We start from the raw sequence: 16,263 nt of genomic DNA, 5'->3' as shown, positions 1-16,263 counted from the left end.
GTTTATGCTTGATATCTACCCAGAATTCAATCAATTATTAATTATTCTGACAGGATCAAATTATATAATCCAAAATCCCCTTCTGTACCTTCGCCAACATTGCTTCCTGATGATGCTCCATTTGATACCATATTTAAAAATGAACCCGTGATGTATCCATCATTTGTCTGGTTCTCCAGTAGAAATGCAGCAAAGCCTTCTACCACCACTGTTTTTTTATCGACGCCAAAGGAATAGATGGGTACTTTGACAATTCTCGGGCAGGACGATTCAAAATTTTCAGTGGTACAACCATCACCACCGCTAAGGGCGCCAAAATGGGTACAGGCGGCATAACGTTCTTCAAAACCCTGATAAGTAGGACCCACCATATTTCCGCTTTCTTCCAGAAGCACATCGCCCACGCTGATTTCGCCGGCATAACCCTGAGTAATCCAAATCCGATAATCGCTAGCTCCACCGCCCTGTCCATCGAGATCCAGGGCCCCAAAGAATGACGTTGAACCACCTTGTACCCCATATTTTAAGGTGACATGGGTCAGGTTGTTGCTGGCAATTCGGGCATCCATTTCATCTTTAGTTAAGCCAATCGGGGCAACCCCGCTGGTTCGGATAACTGGCGAAAGTTTTGCAACAGCGCTTCTTGATAAATCGAGATAATCAATCCCAAAAATTTTTGCAAAATTCATGGGTACGGATTTATCGACAATTACCCGGATTTCAGTGTATTGGCCATTGCTGATTTTACCTAAAATAATATCATCTTGCGTTAAATCTTCAAATCCATTCAGGCTAGCATAATTAATCGCACTATTTTTAATTTGATTGACCTTTGCCGTATTGCCTGTTTCAATGGGTAGCAACCGCCCTGCAGAATACACGGCTGAATCTGCAGCTTTTTGCTGCTCACCGGTGCTTAAATAAGCCAGTCCCAGATCGATGACCAATGCTAAAATACCCATTATAAAGACCATTGAGACAGCTACAATAATTAATGCATCACCATGTTCCTCGCGTCTTATATATATAATAGGTAGTTTTTTTAATAACTTAATCAGCTTTTTCATTATTCCACCTTCATGGTACAGGATGAAGAAAGATTCATGGTTTCACCCTGAACAAAAACATCCACAATCGGTGTTAGTATATCGACATCATCACTGATTACAATAATTACATCACCCAGACGAGGATTAGAGGCGTTTGTAAAAGTAATATCGATATCTACCGTATCGGAAATATTTTCCGGCGCTATAGCCCGGATATGATCCTCAATTGCTGTTTTGCTGGTTGAATGAACGATTGCATACCGTGCGCCTTCTCTGGAGGCATAATCAATACTATTCTGGTTCATGAACAACCAACCAAAATCGATGATTCCACACAAAATCATAATCAAAATTGGCAGGGTTAATGCAAGCTCAACAATAGCTTGTCCGTCTTCTTTTTTTATTCTTTTGATTATGTTTGCAAACATCTTTCCTCCCCGATCGTTCCATTTGAAGATCTTATTTTGTCCTTATAAAAGCTCTCGGTATCCGTCGCTCAGTCCATTAAAAAAGGCATATTGATTACGTCTGGCAGAAATTTCTACTCTGACGTTGCCAATATGCCACTGGTTTCTTCACAGTAAACACAATAACTACCTATAGACTTTATGCTGCTAATTGGGTTCCGATATCGGTAAAGAATTGACCAATTTGTGGTCCCAGTAACCAGATGGCAGCAATGGCTGCTAAGGCAATCCCGGCAATAATTAATCCATATTCAACCATACCCTGTCCATCTTCTTCTCTCATCATTCGTGTAAATACGTTTTTCATTTCTTTCTTCTCCTTTATTTTTATAATTAATTCGGTTGCTTTAAGTGTTATTAGTAAATTGCTTGGATTTTTATGCTGCTAATTGGGTTCCGATATCGGTAAAGAATTGACCAATTTGTGGTCCCAGTAACCAGATGGCAGCAATGGCTGCTAAAGCAATTCCGGCAATAATTAATCCATACTCAACCATACCCTGTCCATCTTCTTCTCTGATCATTCGTGTAAATACGTTTTTCATTTCTTTCTTCTCCTTTATTTTTTTGAAATTTATTTTTTGATTTGAATGTTATCTGTAAATATTCTTTGCGTTTTATGCCGCTAACTGAGTTCCGATATCGGTAAAGAATTGGCCAATTTGTGGTCCCAGTAACCAGATGGCAGCAATGGCTGCTAAAGCAATCCCGGCGATAATTAATCCATATTCAACCATGCCCTGTCCATCTTCTTCTCTGATCATCCGTGTAAATACGTTTTTCATCTCATTTTCTCCTTATATTATTAAATATCGTTTATTAGTCTAACTAATCAGTGCTGCTATGCTGCTAACTGAGTACCAATGTCTGTGAACATCTGACCAATTTGCGGACCTAACAACCAGATGGCGGCAATAGCTGCCAAGGCAATCCCAGCGATAATTAATCCATATTCAACCATACCCTGTCCATCTTCTTCTCTCATCATTCGTGTAAATACGTTTTTCATCTCTTTCTTCTCCTTTTACATTGTTAATTTAATTTCGTAATCGTTAACATATATTTTTAATCTTTAAAATAACATACCTAATTCGAATAGATGATAGTTTGCATTTATAAGATTTAAAACTAAAACTGATACAAAACCTGATGCCATAAACGGTCCCAACGCAACTTTTGATTTTAAATTGCCTTTTCCTCTGATAATCAAATAACATGCATAGATCATCAGAAAGAAGGTCATGATCATAATTGCTGATATAATGCCATATGCTCCTAAACAAAAACCAACTGCTGCTGCATATTTCACGTCTCCCCAACCAGCGCCCTTTCCTATCATTGCCGGTAAGAAAAAAATAACAAAACCAATCAATAAACCAAAAACATTCATACCAATACTTGTAATGGGTTGACCTGTAATTATGAATGCCCCGCCAACGAAGATCGTCATCAATACCAACTCATTGGGGATTTTCTTTATGCTGATGTCTACCGCTGAAAGGATGAGACAAATAGAAAAGAGCATCATACATTCCAAAGTTTTTGATTCAAGCCCGTTGATTTTTATAAAGATCAGCCAAATGGTTGCATTCATTACGGCCCAAAACATGGTTTTAGCAAGGCTTCCTGAAAACTGATGGTGCGTCAGGGTCTTAACTCTCTGCTTGATCAAGTACACAGCTGATTTCTCCATCAACACTCCAACGACTGCTCCAATTATCATAATCAGTACTGTTGTTGTAAATTGATTCATTGGCACACCTCCATCAATTTTTGGTAATAAAAAAGCAACGTTTACGCGTTGCACTAAAGGCGAATTAAATACACCTAAAATCTGCAACTGGCTGTCATATAAAAAATTATTTAGACCCTATAGCTTTGCGTCCTCACCTTTCGGTAAGTTTGCCGAATATTAAATTATCCAACCGGAGAATGATATAGAATAAAAAACAACGCTCTGACACGTTGCACTAATATCATCTTGTGATGATGATTTTTTGCAACTGGCTGTCATATAAAAAATTACTTAGACCCTAAAGCTTTGCGTCCTTACCTTTCGATAAGTTTGCTAAATATTCTATTGGCATCATGATAAGGTATTATTTTACTAATGTCAAGTGATATATTTGTGATATTTTCTTTTTTATCAATTTTATCAGTAATATCTTGTTCGATTTTAATTTTGTACTTTATAATCTTCAAAACCTTGAATTCATTTTAAGCGTCGATGTTTCCTGTTTTTCAATCGCTTATTAATTACTTATGTTGTATATATTTGTTATTTTATTATCAATTATCCATTGTATTATAATAATCTAATATTGTAGCCGTTTCTTGTCTACTTTCCTTTAGAGATCTAAATATCAAATAGATTATCCCTAAAATGCACGTATGCATTTTATTATATTATATAAATATAATTTCACTATTATATGGTCTTCAAGTTGCACTGAAAAAAATCCTTAATAAAAGATTAAATTATTGACATACAAAGCATATTGTGCTAAATTTGATTATGTTAGCAAAAGCTAACAATAATAATTAATGGAGGCTATTTATGAGTATTGTAATCATTGGTGGAAATGATCGGATGATTTATCAATATAAAGATCTATGTAAAGAGTATGATTGCCAGGCGAAGGTTTTCACACAAATGCAGGGAGCGATGAAAAAGAAAATTGGCGTTCCAGATTTAATTGTATTATTCACAGGTACCGTTTCTCACAAAATGGTAAATTGCGCAACATTTGAGGCGAAAAGGCTGAAATTACCTCTAGCCCGATCACATACAAGCAGTCTGGCTGCACTAAGAAATATTCTTGAAGAGCATTGTTCTCAATGTAAAAATTGTGATCGATGTACCCTGAAACCAGCCACTCAGAAAGCATAATTATGAATGCTTTTGAAAAAGAAATAATCCGGCATTGTTCTCCAACATTGGCTGGAATCAAAACTGGTAATTTATTCAGCTATCCTTTTTCTGACTATCATCAACTAGTCGATCAAATTAATGATTGGAATAATTCACTGAATTCTCGCGGGGTTTATTTTAAAATACTAAAGACAAATGCCAGTCGGGTTCTTATTTATGTTTACCGAAAAAACCGCTTACTTAGGGACCTTTCATGTCCAAGGGCAGAGAGTTTTTTAACCGAAATAGGTTACCCAACTAAACGACTAGAGTCATGCTTGGATTTTTTGTCAAAACGTATTGAAAATTCAAGTAACTTTCCTCATGAGGTTGGCTTATTCCTGAGTTACCCTCTGGAAGATGTTCAGGGTTTTATCAGCCACGAAGGAAAAAACTGTAAACATTGTGGATACTGGAAAGTATATTGTGATAAGAATGAAAAAATCAAACTGTTCAACAAGTATAAAAAATGCACTGAAACATATTATCAACGTTTGCTCGATGGATCTTCTATTCTCAGACTAACAGTTGCAGCTTAATTTTGAAGACATTTAGTCTCTTTAGTGAACAGTGCATTGCAAGTCAATTTTTAAGGTCATCCGATTTTTGCATACATATTCGGATGACCCCCAAGAGAATTTTCCTGATTTAATCTTTGCAACGTTTTATTTAATCCTCGGCCATCGCAAAAATGTGATTGAATATTTCCTCTGCTTCTGTCGATTCTAACGGCTTGCTGAAAAGATAACCCTGAATATAGTCGCAACCAGCGCGTTTTAATTGCAAATACTGTTCCCACTCTTCAATTCCTTCTGCTGTTATTTTCAAGTTCAGACTATGTGCCAATAAAATCAGGCTGTCCATGACACGATTGTTTTTAAGATTGAGAAATTTGTCATTGATGGATTTATCCAATTTGACTTTATCGACTGGAATGTAGGTCAAATAATTTAAAGAGGAATACCCGGTTCCAAAATCATCCAAAGCTATTTTAAAACCAACTTCTTTTAGTTCTGCCAGAAAAGTCATAGTTTCATTGTTATTCTCAAGTAAAATACTCTCAGTTATTTCTATTTCGATAAGTTCGGGTTTGACCTTATTTGCTTTTGTCAATTGCGTCAGATAAATAATGAAGTCTTTATCTCTTAATTGTTTGCTGGAATAATTAATGGCGATTGTTTTTTCCCCGAGGCCTTTTTCTCGCCATCTGGCAAATTGTTCAATAGCTGTCTTAGCTACCCAACGGCCAATGTTAATTATCAAACCGGTATCCTCAGCTACCGGGATAAATTGATCTGGTCGGATATTATGATCTTTCAATCGCAGCAATGCTTCAAACCCATAAATTTCAGCCGAACACAAATCGACCTGAGGCTGGTAAAGCAGTTTGAAGCCATCTGTTTTTAATGCCTCTCTTAAGATCGCTTCAATTTCAATTTTCGTATTCATAACATCTTTCATTTTATTCTGATAGAAAATATAATTATTTTTGCCACTGTGTTTGACATGGTACATGGCTGTATCAGCATTCATAATGATTTGATTGATATCGTTGCTATCATCTGGAAAACAGGTAATGCCCATACTGATATTAATAAAATTAGCTTTACCATCGAGGATGAAGGATTCGTCAAAGGCGGTTTTGATTAATTGCGCAATTTCTGCTATTTCTTGCCTACTACTTACATTTTCGATTAGGATTAAGAATTCATCCCCACCTAAACGCGAAACAAACATCTTTTCATTGGATATTCTGCTTAACCGACCCGCTATTTTTTTAAGGATCTCATCGCCATACACATGTCCCTGGGTATCGTTAATCCCTTTAAAATTGTCAATGTCAAACAATAAAACAGCACCGGGTTTATCTGCCGCCATTACTGAAGCAAGCTTTTCTAAAAAGCTCATCCGATTTGGAAGCATCGTCAAATAGTCGTGGGTAGCCAAATATTCTATGTAGTCTTCCTGCTCCTTCATTTTTGTTGTATCCATCAGGATTCCATAAATTCGATTAATGTTTCCGTCTCCTCGGGATAGGCCTCTGCCCCTGATTAAGATCCATTTTATCTCATGATGCTCATCTTCAATAGGAATCTGAATGTTTATTTCCTGTTTGCGGCCTTCCAGATATGCGTTTATTTCAGACTTCAATTGGTTTTTATGTTCAGTATCCGTCAACAGATTTAATAAATCGTCGATATTTTCTTTTTTATTGATGAGTCGATTGGCAATCAATGAAAAATTTTCAGCAAGCTGAACATCTTTTGTCTCTAAATCCAGTTCCCAGACTGCACTATTCGTTATTTCCGTAGCAATGGCATATTTCTGGTTTAATATCCCAACTTCCATTAAACTTTTTTCAATCACTTCATACTGATCTCTTAATTTGTCTTCTGTTTTAGCCAGATCCTCATTGGTCGTTTTAAGCTTTTCGTAACTCGCCCTGAGTTCCCTTTGAATCGCCCGACGCTTTATATTATCGACGATAAGAATTACTGATACAATCAAGAGAAAAATCATGATCACACCGATACCAATAAAGATTTCCCGATATTTTTCGAAAGGTGAGACTTCTTTATTAATCAAGACGGCATTCTGGGGAATTAAACTGACTGGAATATTAAATTTCTTAACAAGGTCGTAATCAAAAATATAATAGTAGGGAGTTTCTTCGATGAGACTCATTGTCTCCACCGACTTACCGTTTAAAATCTCCATCACTAAATTCCCGGACGTTCTTCCAAAAGCTTCATAATCGATTAACTTTCCCCCGAAGATACCCTCGCCAATACCTCCAATACTGGTACGATAAACTGGCACTGCAGTATGCTCTTTGAGGAATCGATACTGGTCGTTTAAACTCATAAAAATGCCGGTATCATCTTGATTCATGCTGAGAAATAAAAGAATCACATCGTTGTCAAGACTTTCCAGGGTTTGACCAAATTCCTCAAAAGAATAATCCGAAACATTTAGGACCTTGAATTCCAGATCTGAAAATGCGCTTTGTGTTGCCAGAAATTGACCCTGATCGCCTTGCCCAGTAAGGGTTGAATCGACAATCCCCACCACTTTTGTGGCTTGGGGATTAAACTTTTTTGCGATCTCAATCGTTTCTACCATAGAAAACTTCTCAATCATCCCGGTAAAATAAGGATTCTCAGCCGCTTTCCTTCCCCGTTCCAAGTCATTGATTCCAAAGAATACAACTGGTATTCCGGGGAATAGCTCAGTGTGATAGTCCATCATGAATTGCAGGGCATTATCGTCTCCCACCAACACAGCATCATAAGGTGGTAAATTGGTTAGTTTATAGGCCAGATTTTTGTAAAATAGTTGTTTGTTCTCTGGTGTGTCCAGTCGTTTTGTATCCATATATTCTATTTCTAAAGAAACGTTTTTATCAAGGGCAGATTGGATCCCTTTTATTTGCTGCGGTACTGTTGGAAAACTCTCACTATATGAGCTGATAAACAAGACCCGCCTATTTTCATTAAGTGCCTGGCTGACCAATGGAAAATCGAGCATAAAAATCAACGTCGTGACAATGATTCCCCAAATTACCAGAAATATCTTGTGACTTTTTTTTATCTTCATGGTCGTTCTCCTCGTGTTTTAAAACTTTACTAAAGACCAGGTTTGTGAGCTTTCATTTGCTATTGAAATTTTTTAGAATGATCTGATTACAGATCACAAATAATACCGCCAACAGCAATAAACAAATAAACGATATAATAAACTTAATACTGAGGTTTTCCCCATCAGTCTGGAAAGCTACCGTGTTAAAAAGCAAGGGCGAAATAAACATACCTAAATTAACGGCTGCTGTAACAAGTGCGATGGCCGTTGATTGCATTTCTTTTTGAACAACGTTGGCAGCTAAAAAAATACCGGTCGGCATCACAATGCCGATTCCAAACCCAACCAAAATAGCCGCCACAAAAATACTTGGCAGCGATCCCTGGATGTATATTACTCCCATTCCTAATCCCACAGCTCCAATTCCAATGGGGATCGTCATCGTTTTTAATCGCCGTTTCAAATTTCCATATTGCAGACCGGTAATCATACCGGCAGCGGCTACCGCGGTATTGATCATGCCACTGAGCGTGGCATCACCGTAGCCCTTACTGACAACCAGGAGGGCAATATTCGTCTGGAAAACGAAAAAGAAACTGCCAAACAAAAAGATGAAAAAGGCAATGAAATAGACCCTGACATTGAGTTTTCCAGAATCAGCTGGAGTATTCTGACGATTAGGACGGATCGGGCGATCGTGAGGAAGGTTTTTAATTACAATTAAAAGAACCGGTATGAAAGCCAGGTAAACCAGATAGGCATGATTCCATTTGCCATTTGCCAGCAGGCCTGAGGTGAAAAGAAGGATCATGCTACCGCCATTTAGGAAAGCCGACTGGAGTCCCATCATTGCACCGCTTTCATCGCCGGTAAAATAATCGGTGATTAAGGCCATCGTCATTGTTGCGTTAATCCCTTGAGCAACACCAATTAAAACGCTCGAAAGGAATAAAAAACCGATAGCCAGTGGTCCCAGAATCAAGGCGATCAGCCCACCGGCTAAACCGCTGGCAAGGCTGAAAATGACAAGACTTTTTTGGAAATCCTCATCGATAAGGGACCGGCTGCAAAAGCAAAAATCAACCCCAATAACGCTGGCAGGGTTAAAACCATTTGAATGACAGATGCCTCCAGATCAGGAAAATGCAGCTCAATATCTGCTAAAATAGCAGATGCCGTCATTGATATCATTAAAAGCGATGCGATTGATAAGATGGCCAGTTTAATTTGTTTTTTTTCCAATGGTAACTCCATTTTTCTAAAATAATGACTACTTTTGATTAATTGTATCAATTAACTTCTTACCCCGGCGGACCTAAAATATTCGATTTTCAACAGTGTCAGCCCTAACAAGTTTTTGATCAGGATCGGCTCATTCTAAATCACGAAGTCTTGTTAAGTCCGAACGTAATTGTCTCGGAATAATTTTCACCTGCAAAAAAAGAGAGGAACTTCCTCTCTTTCAACCGTAACGTTTATGTGATTGTTCTAATTTCGGATAATCTCAATTTTATAGCCATCAGGATCAGTGATAAAATAATAACGGGGTTTGCCATCGCCGCTGAGCCCTTTTGGCTGGGTAGGCTGATACCCCTTAGCTTCATGGTCAGCCCAGGATGCTTCAAGATCGTCAACAAGCACTGCTAAATGACCGTAGGCCGTTCCCAAATCATAAGGGACCTCCTGGCCATAGTTATAGGTTAGTTCCAATTGATGGCCGTTGGGATTGCCATCACCTAAAAATACCAGGGTAAATTCGTAGGTTGGTTCGTCCCGTCGCTTCACTTCCTCAAATCCCAAGGCTTCTTTGTAAAACGCCAGGGACCGTTCCAAATCCAGGACCCGAATCATCGTATGTGCCATTTTGTAATTTCCCATATTAATCTCCTTTTTGTGTATATAATCTTTAATAATTCTAGTGGTGGTCGTCTGAGCATCCTTCAGTGCCTGCAAAATTTCTGATTAATGGTAAGGTTCTTTGTTTCATCAATTCAAGCGCTTCCCGACCGGAATGACCCACTCCCTGAAAACGAGTCAATCCGGCATCAGCCAAAAGATCAAAGGCCGGCTGACTTTTAAAATTTCCGGTAATGATGCCTTCACAGTTCAAATCGATTATTTTTTGAGCCAGCTGCTCAGCTGTTAAGTCCCCGATTTCTTCAATGGCCTCGATGGCGGTTTCTGAACGACGGACTACCAATAAATACGGGCTGCTATCAAATTCAGAAGACACCGCTGACTCCAGCGCGGTGCCATCCATTGTCATTGCTATTTTCATAGTGTCTCCAATCTTTTGATAAGTTTATAACCTGCTGTTAACCCAGCGGATTCAGCATGGTTTTGTAAAAGGCGTAGGCTTTGGAAGATTTTCCGATGCAATAGCCGATATAGTGATCCAGCAGATCATTGATTTTTATTGCCTCGGCCGAGCTGACTTCCCGATCTTTTAGCTGTTTGATCGGTTGTCTTAGAAAATCCTGCAACAATTCCAGCATCGCGGGGTTCAGCTTATAGAGATATCCCTCGGTTTGTTCCCGACAGCCGCTGCAGATAATGCCATTGTTCTCAATGCTGAAGAGGCTAATCTCCTGATCATCCTGACAAATCATACATCTTTCCAGACCCGGACGATAGCCTAAATAACTAACCAGTTTCATCTGAAAGGCACCCACTAAGATCAGGTCGTTTTTTGCTTTTCCGCCAGACATATAAAATAATACGTGGAGCAGTAGTTTTAAAATTTCCGGGCTTTTCTGGAAAAATTCGTAGGCATTATACATCAGATCCAGTAAATACGAAGCCAATGCCATTTTGGTCAAATCATTCCGCAACGGATAAAAAGCCTCAATTAAATTGGACTGATTGATGATGCCAAAGTTTTTGCCGGGATAATAAACAAATTCACTGTAGGCAAAGATCTGGGTGCTGGCCAGCAGGCCGCTTTTCTGACGGCGGACGCCCCGGGCAATGCATTGAATCTTGCCTTCGTCTTCGGTAAAGATAGTCAGAATTTTATCCTGTTCCTTATAGGGCTGTTCTTTGATGACCAGGCCCTTTGTTTTAATCAATGCCATAATTCTCCCAACCAGAGGATTTATTCAAAATAGCCTAAATCTTTCAGATCAAAATTCTTATCCCGCCAATCGGAGCGAACCTTCACCCAGAGCTGCAGGTTGATCTGGGATTTGAGGAAAAACTCGATATCTTTCCGGGCCTGGGTGCCAATCTTAGTCAGCATCGAACCGCCCTTGCCGATCAGAATGCCCTTGTGGGTTTTTCGCTCACAGAAAATAGTGGCCTCGATATCAATGATATCCTTCCCTTTACGGGGTTTCATGGCGGTTACTTCTACGGCAATACCATGGGGGACCTCATCATTTAGAAGGTTCAGGAGTTTTTCCCGGATCAGTTCCGAAACGATCCAGCGTTCCGACTGATCAATGATCATATCGGCAGGGAAAAACATCGGTCCCGGACTGAGCAGATCGGTAATCAGGTCCAGCAGTTCTTTGACCCCATCGCCTTGAACGGCGGAAATAGGAATGATCGCTTTAAGAAAATCATATTTCTGATAGGCCGCAATGGTAATTAAAACATCTTCTTTGGGCAGCAGATCAATTTTATTGATGACAAGAATAACCGGTGTTTTGCTGGCCTTAAGTTTTTCCAGAATATACTGATCCCCCGGTCCGATTTTTGTTTCCGGTTCGACCAGATATAAGACCACATCGACATCGGACACGGTGTTTTCAGCGGCTTTTTGCATGTAGTCGCCTAATCGGTTTTTGGGGCGATGCATCCCCGGGGTATCGATAAAGACCATTTGCGCCTGCTCATCGGTATAAATACAGCGGATGGCATTGCGGGTAGTTTGAGGTTTGGCTGAGGTAATCACCAGTTTTTCCCCCATAATATTATTAAGTAGAGTCGATTTCCCCACATTAGGGCGGCCGACGATGCTGATAAAGCCGGATTTAAAGTTTTCGTTCATCATTCACATTCTTTCTCTGGTTAAAAAAACCAATTGATAATTTTCGGTAAAAAGATAATCAGTCCCACGCAAACCGACATGATCGCAGCTATCATAACGGCGCCGGCAGCGGTGTCTTTGGCGACCTTGGCCAGATGGTGGTATTCCTCAGTATAAAGGTCGACCAGGGTTTCGATGGCAGTGTTAATAATTTCCAGGATAAAAACAAAGCCAATCACAATCACCAGGGCTAACCATTCATAATTTTCGATTTTAAAAACAAAACCGAAAGCCACAGCTAAGATCCCGACGCCGAAGTGAATCCGCATGTTGGGCTGGGTTTTAAGGGTGTATAAAATACCTTCGATGGCAAAAGAAAAACTCTTTTTTAACTTTCGTCTGATCTTTCCCACCTCCTGATTCTGTTCTGATTAGGATCGCGTCGTTGTCTGTTTTCAGGTTTAACGAAATTCTAGTCGTCTCCCATAATTTCTTTTTCGATCCGTCGCATCCGGGATTTTTCATCGTCTTCCATATGGTCATAGCCCAACAAATGTAAGATACTATGCACCGACAGATAAGAAAGCTCTCGGGTCAGAGTATTACCGTATTCTTGGGCCTGGGTTTCGGCCTGCTCAATGCAGATGACAACATCCCCGAGCAGCAAGGGCAAAAAGGGATTATTTTTAATGATGGTTTGCCGATTGAGGATAAAAGCCTCATACATTGGAAAAGACAGCACATCAGTAACGGTATCTTTATCCCGATACGCCCTGTTGAGATCTTTTATTTCAGTGGCGCTGACAAATGAAAAACTCACCTCACACTCCACTTCAATTTCCTGGTGGAGCAGGGTCCGCACCATGGCGTCTTCGAGCTCTTCAAGGATGGAGTCAGCTATTTCAACTTCACTGCGATTATCATAAGCGACTACGAGCATATTATTTCCTTTCTGGTGCTGGTTTTCTATTTCTTTTTTTTGTTGGCAGCTTTAGTTTTTGCTTCAACTCGCGCAGCAGCTCGCATGGCCGATTTTTTAGCATCCGTTAAAGGCGTGTCATAAGGTATTAATTCATCATAGGGGGGGGTTGTCATGTGCGAGAGCATCCCAAAGCCATGGTTATAGTCAATAATGGTAATACTCCCCAATTTGATGTCAAAATGCCATTTACAGTCAAGGGGCAAATTCAGCATATTGGTCAGCATCCCATGAATGGTACCACCATGGGCAACGATCAAAACCGTTTCGTCATCATTCAATTCAGTTAAAAATTCGGCGCACAGGTCATGATACTCCCGCTGACTCTGCCCTTCAGGGACCGGATAATCAATATAGTTGGCCATCCAGTGATCCCACTCTGTCTCAAAAATTTCAATACATTCGTCCCGGGTTTTACCTTCGAAAATACCAAAATTAAATTCCCGTAGCCGCGGATCTACCTGGATCTCCATTCCGGTTGAATTCCCCACGGCCTGGGCAATTTTAAAGGCTCGGGTGGTAGGGCTGGCATAAATTTTGTTAAACGACAGTTTTTCATTTAGAACAACCAATTCGTTAACGAGTATTTCCTTCATCGCTTTGCCCCGCAGGGTGTAATCAGATTCGGTGTGGCCATTGAGGCGATGCTCCACGTTTCCATATGTTTCGACATGTCTTACCAGTACAAGTTTCATATATTCTTCCTTATGTGATTTTAAACTTTTCTATTATTATAACTCATTTTAATCAGGGAAACCAAAATATTTTTGCCAACCCTGATCTTTTTAGTTATAATTAATAAAGTACCATTAGAAAGGAAGTCACCATGGAAAAAACAAAAAAACAAGCACTTTTAGCTGATCTGGGACTGGTGGCAGTGGCCTTTGTCTGGGGCAGCGGTTTTGTTGCTTCAAAAAATGCCCTGGATTCGATGTCGCCGATGATGCTGATGGCGGTCAGATTTACGGTTGCCGCCCTGTTATCCGGATTAATTTTCCGGAGAAGCTTAACAAACATCTCTAAAGAAACCATTAAGGCCGGTTGTGTGATCGGATTTTTTCTGTTTACCGCCTTTGCCGCCCAGATGATTGGCCTGCAATATATGCTGGCCGGTAAGCAGGCCTTTTTAACTGCCACCAATGTCATTATGGTCCCCTTTATTTATTGGGCGGTCAAAAAACAGCGGCCGGATCAGTATAATTTTGTGGCTGCTTTTATTATGTTGCTGGGACTGGCCCTGCTGACTATCGATTTTTCGGTTGGTTTTTCCTTTAATCCCGGGGATGCCTTGACAGTTCTTTGTGCCTTTTTATATGCCTGTCACATTGTGGTGGTGGGAATCTACTCAAAACAGCATGATCCCATTGCCCTGACAGTGATTCAACTTGGCTTTGCGGCGGCGGTCTCCCTGACCTATGTGTTTATTTCCGGAGAATTTACCCTGGCCATCCCGGTGCCTGGTCTCCTAAATGGCTTATACCTGGGGATATTCTGCACCTTCCTGGCATTTTTAGGACAGACGGTAGCGCAAAGATACACCAATTCCACCCATGCCGCCATTATCCTCAGTCTGGAGGCCGTTTTCGGAAGCCTATTATCAATTCTTATCCTTGGTGATAACTTTACTTCCCTGATGTTTTTGGGCTGTCTGATCATTTTTATGGGGATCCTTACTGCTGAAACCAAGTGGTCTTTTCTTAAACCGTTATTTCTTAAAACAAAACCGGAAAATCCTGAAAAAATTACCGAGATTTAGCTTTTTCTTTACAGATTTATTCTCAATATGCTATGATAACCTCCAATCGCAAGAATAATTGCAGAGGAGGTTTTTTTTGAAAACTCAATTTAATATTGGAAATCTGGAATTTTCCAAACCCATCGTCCAAGGTGGCATGGGGATTGGCATTTCCCTTTCCCGCCTGGCCGGAAACGTCTCGAAATTTGGCGGCCTCGGGGTCTTGTCTGCTGTAGAAATGGGTTCTGATTACCCGAACTACCAGAAAAATCCGCGAGAAGCCAACCGACAGGCCATGGCGGATCACTTTAAACGTGCTAAAGAAATATCTGGCAATCGTCCCATTGGGCTTAATATTATGGTGGCTTTGACCCAATATGAGCAACTGGTCAAGGATGCTGTGCAAACCGGTTACGACATTATTTTTGCCGGCGCTGGTCTGCCCTTAACGCTTCCGGAACTGACCCGTAATTCCTTAACCAAGATCGCCCCGATTATTTCTTCTAAACGGGTGGCTAAACTAATTTTAAAACATTGGTGGCGTCACTACGTAGTCGCTCCGGATGCCATTGTCCTGGAAGGTCCCCTGGCTGGCGGTCATTTAGGCTTTAAAAATGAGGATCTCACCCCCGAACGGCTGGCTGAACAAACGCTGCCCTCGCTGATTTCCGGTGTCCTGGAAGAAATCAAACCCTATGAAGATCTGGTCGGACGACATATTCCCTTAATCGCCGGCGGCGGGATTACCACAGCAGCCGATGTCCGGGAAACGCTGGCAGCTGGTGCCGATGCGGTGCAGATCGGTTCCCGATTCGTTGCCACCGAAGAATGTGATGCCTCCCAAGCCTTTAAAGAGGCCATCGTCAATGCCCAAAAAACCGATATCGAAATCATTGTTAGTCCTGCCGGTTTGCCGGGTCGGGCGATCCATAACCGTTTTCTGGAGGAAGTTAAAGCCGGGCTGCGACATCCCAAAAATTGTCCCATTAATTGCATTAAATCCTGCGAGTACAAAACCGCTCCCTATTGTATCGGCCTGGCACTGATTGCCGGAAAAGAAGGTGATCTGGAAAATGGCTATGTTTTTTCCGGAGCCAATGCCTACAAGATCGATGAAATCACAACCGTCGAAACCTTAATGAATGAATTAACCAAAGAATTATATTTAAGTACATGATCTGCTGATTGATCCGGCAAATCTTAATGAGCCCTAAGAAAACCGTTAATAGCTGAGCTTTTCTTGACAAATATTTTTTTAAGGCTATAATTAGTTACTCAACTTTCCCAGCTCTAAAAATCAGCTGAGACTTTACAACAACACACTCTGCAGCTTCTGAAAAACAGAAGTTGACAGAAAAATGCACCCAACGTCTGATATAATGAAAATGCAAACTAACAAAAATCAGACAGGAAAGGTGCATACCACTATGATAAACCAAAACAACCCATCTGAACAGACAAAAATTGCATTTTTAAAAGCTTTTAAGGCATTGAAACTGGCAGGATTACTCAGAGATTCCGGGATCCGTAAAGCACAGGGTATAAAAGTTGCTCAAGTTTTCGAATTGCTGTT

Annotated in this window: 21 protein-coding genes and 2 riboswitches; of the genes, 4 read left to right on the top strand and 17 right to left on the bottom strand. The window is 40.4% G+C overall.

The features are described 5' to 3' along the window. Positions 1-41: 41 nt before the first annotated feature. The 7 genes from A3KS_RS0100110 to A3KS_RS0100080 form a co-directional block, all read right to left on the bottom strand. Positions 42-1,067 (bottom strand): pilus assembly protein TadG-related protein, encoded by a 1,026-nt coding sequence (locus tag A3KS_RS0100110; RefSeq protein ID WP_026393145.1) that lies wholly within the window; start codon positions 1,065-1,067, stop codon positions 42-44. Next, a complete protein-coding gene (locus A3KS_RS0100105) occupies positions 1,067-1,477 on the bottom strand; it encodes a TadE/TadG family type IV pilus assembly protein (RefSeq protein ID WP_026393144.1) in 411 nt (136 codons plus the stop codon). The genes A3KS_RS0100110 and A3KS_RS0100105 overlap by 1 nt, the downstream gene beginning before the upstream one ends. A 178-nt stretch (positions 1,478-1,655) precedes the next feature. Next, on the bottom strand, positions 1,656-1,823 hold the full coding sequence (locus A3KS_RS23030) for a Flp family type IVb pilin (RefSeq protein ID WP_084504824.1): 168 nt from the start codon (positions 1,821-1,823) through the stop codon (positions 1,656-1,658). A gap of 70 nt (positions 1,824-1,893) precedes the next feature. Beyond that, on the bottom strand, positions 1,894-2,061 hold the full coding sequence (locus A3KS_RS23025; protein WP_084504823.1) for a Flp family type IVb pilin: 168 nt from the start codon (positions 2,059-2,061) through the stop codon (positions 1,894-1,896). 72 nt (positions 2,062-2,133) lie between these two features. After that, positions 2,134-2,301 (bottom strand): Flp family type IVb pilin, encoded by a 168-nt coding sequence (locus A3KS_RS23020; protein ID WP_084504823.1) that lies wholly within the window; start codon positions 2,299-2,301, stop codon positions 2,134-2,136. 56 nt (positions 2,302-2,357) lie between these two features. Continuing rightward, positions 2,358-2,525 (bottom strand): Flp family type IVb pilin, encoded by a 168-nt coding sequence (locus A3KS_RS23015; protein WP_084504822.1) that lies wholly within the window; start codon positions 2,523-2,525, stop codon positions 2,358-2,360. 63 nt (positions 2,526-2,588) lie between these two features. Then, positions 2,589-3,269, bottom strand: a complete 681-nt coding sequence (locus A3KS_RS0100080) for a prepilin peptidase (protein WP_026393143.1) — start codon at positions 3,267-3,269, stop codon at positions 2,589-2,591. A gap of 79 nt (positions 3,270-3,348) precedes the next feature. After that, positions 3,349-3,433, bottom strand: a riboswitch (cyclic di-GMP riboswitch). Between the two features lie 78 nt (positions 3,434-3,511). Next, positions 3,512-3,596: riboswitch (cyclic di-GMP riboswitch) on the bottom strand. Positions 3,597-4,073: 477 nt separating this feature from the next. Here A3KS_RS0100080 and A3KS_RS0100075 point away from each other — a divergent pair. Continuing rightward, the gene (locus A3KS_RS0100075; RefSeq protein ID WP_026393142.1) at positions 4,074-4,406 is read left to right on the top strand and encodes a DUF2325 domain-containing protein; all 333 of its coding nucleotides are present in this window, start codon (positions 4,074-4,076) and stop codon (positions 4,404-4,406) included. Between the two features lie 2 nt (positions 4,407-4,408). After that, positions 4,409-4,966: a DUF3793 family protein gene (locus A3KS_RS0100070; RefSeq protein ID WP_026393141.1), complete on the top strand. Its 558-nt coding sequence runs from the start codon at positions 4,409-4,411 to the stop codon at positions 4,964-4,966. 130 nt (positions 4,967-5,096) lie between these two features. On the opposite strand, the gene A3KS_RS0100065 is transcribed toward A3KS_RS0100070, so the two are convergent. The 10 genes from A3KS_RS0100065 to A3KS_RS0100020 form a co-directional block, all read right to left on the bottom strand. After that, positions 5,097-8,024, bottom strand: coding sequence for an EAL domain-containing protein (locus tag A3KS_RS0100065; RefSeq protein WP_026393140.1), 2,928 nt, complete (start codon positions 8,022-8,024; stop codon positions 5,097-5,099). Positions 8,025-8,076: 52 nt separating this feature from the next. Beyond that, positions 8,077-8,988: an MFS transporter gene (locus tag A3KS_RS0100060; protein ID WP_026393139.1), complete on the bottom strand. Its 912-nt coding sequence runs from the start codon at positions 8,986-8,988 to the stop codon at positions 8,077-8,079. 17 nt (positions 8,989-9,005) lie between these two features. Then, on the bottom strand, positions 9,006-9,248 hold the full coding sequence (locus tag A3KS_RS23965) for a hypothetical protein (protein WP_026393138.1): 243 nt from the start codon (positions 9,246-9,248) through the stop codon (positions 9,006-9,008). 246 nt (positions 9,249-9,494) lie between these two features. Then, complete coding sequence (locus A3KS_RS0100050) at positions 9,495-9,884, bottom strand: VOC family protein (RefSeq protein ID WP_026393137.1); 390 nt, start codon at positions 9,882-9,884, stop codon at positions 9,495-9,497. A 37-nt stretch (positions 9,885-9,921) separates the two neighbouring features. Then, a complete protein-coding gene (locus A3KS_RS0100045) occupies positions 9,922-10,284 on the bottom strand; it encodes a NifB/NifX family molybdenum-iron cluster-binding protein (protein WP_026393136.1) in 363 nt (120 codons plus the stop codon). A gap of 37 nt (positions 10,285-10,321) precedes the next feature. Then, positions 10,322-11,080, bottom strand: a complete 759-nt coding sequence (recO, locus tag A3KS_RS0100040; RefSeq protein WP_026393135.1) for a DNA repair protein RecO — start codon at positions 11,078-11,080, stop codon at positions 10,322-10,324. Between the two features lie 20 nt (positions 11,081-11,100). Beyond that, on the bottom strand, positions 11,101-11,997 hold the full coding sequence (era, locus tag A3KS_RS0100035; protein WP_026393134.1) for a GTPase Era: 897 nt from the start codon (positions 11,995-11,997) through the stop codon (positions 11,101-11,103). Positions 11,998-12,017: 20 nt separating this feature from the next. After that, complete coding sequence (locus A3KS_RS0100030) at positions 12,018-12,389, bottom strand: diacylglycerol kinase family protein (RefSeq protein ID WP_035354724.1); 372 nt, start codon at positions 12,387-12,389, stop codon at positions 12,018-12,020. 59 nt (positions 12,390-12,448) lie between these two features. After that, entirely contained in the window at positions 12,449-12,916 is a 468-nt protein-coding gene (gene ybeY, locus A3KS_RS0100025; RefSeq protein ID WP_026393132.1) for an rRNA maturation RNase YbeY, read from the bottom strand. 26 nt (positions 12,917-12,942) lie between these two features. Next, positions 12,943-13,650 carry a histidine phosphatase family protein gene (locus A3KS_RS0100020; RefSeq protein ID WP_026393131.1) on the bottom strand — a complete coding sequence of 236 codons (708 nt, stop codon included), beginning with the start codon at positions 13,648-13,650 and terminating at the stop codon, positions 12,943-12,945. Between the two features lie 131 nt (positions 13,651-13,781). Here A3KS_RS0100020 and A3KS_RS0100015 point away from each other — a divergent pair, with 131 nt between their 5' ends. Both A3KS_RS0100015 and A3KS_RS0100010 read left to right on the top strand, forming a co-directional pair. Further along, positions 13,782-14,711, top strand: coding sequence for a DMT family transporter (locus tag A3KS_RS0100015; protein ID WP_026393130.1), 930 nt, complete (start codon positions 13,782-13,784; stop codon positions 14,709-14,711). 76 nt (positions 14,712-14,787) lie between these two features. After that, positions 14,788-15,867 (top strand): NAD(P)H-dependent flavin oxidoreductase, encoded by a 1,080-nt coding sequence (locus A3KS_RS0100010; RefSeq protein WP_051355551.1) that lies wholly within the window; start codon positions 14,788-14,790, stop codon positions 15,865-15,867. Positions 15,868-16,263: the final 396 nt, after the last annotated feature.

Source organism: Acetobacterium malicum subsp. dehalogenans DSM 11527, from assembly GCF_000472665.1.
Taxonomy (GTDB): Bacteria; Bacillota; Clostridia; order Eubacteriales; family Eubacteriaceae; genus Acetobacterium; species Acetobacterium malicum.
Note: the sequence above shows the minus strand (reverse complement) of the source record. Positions and strands in the feature narration are given on the sequence as shown.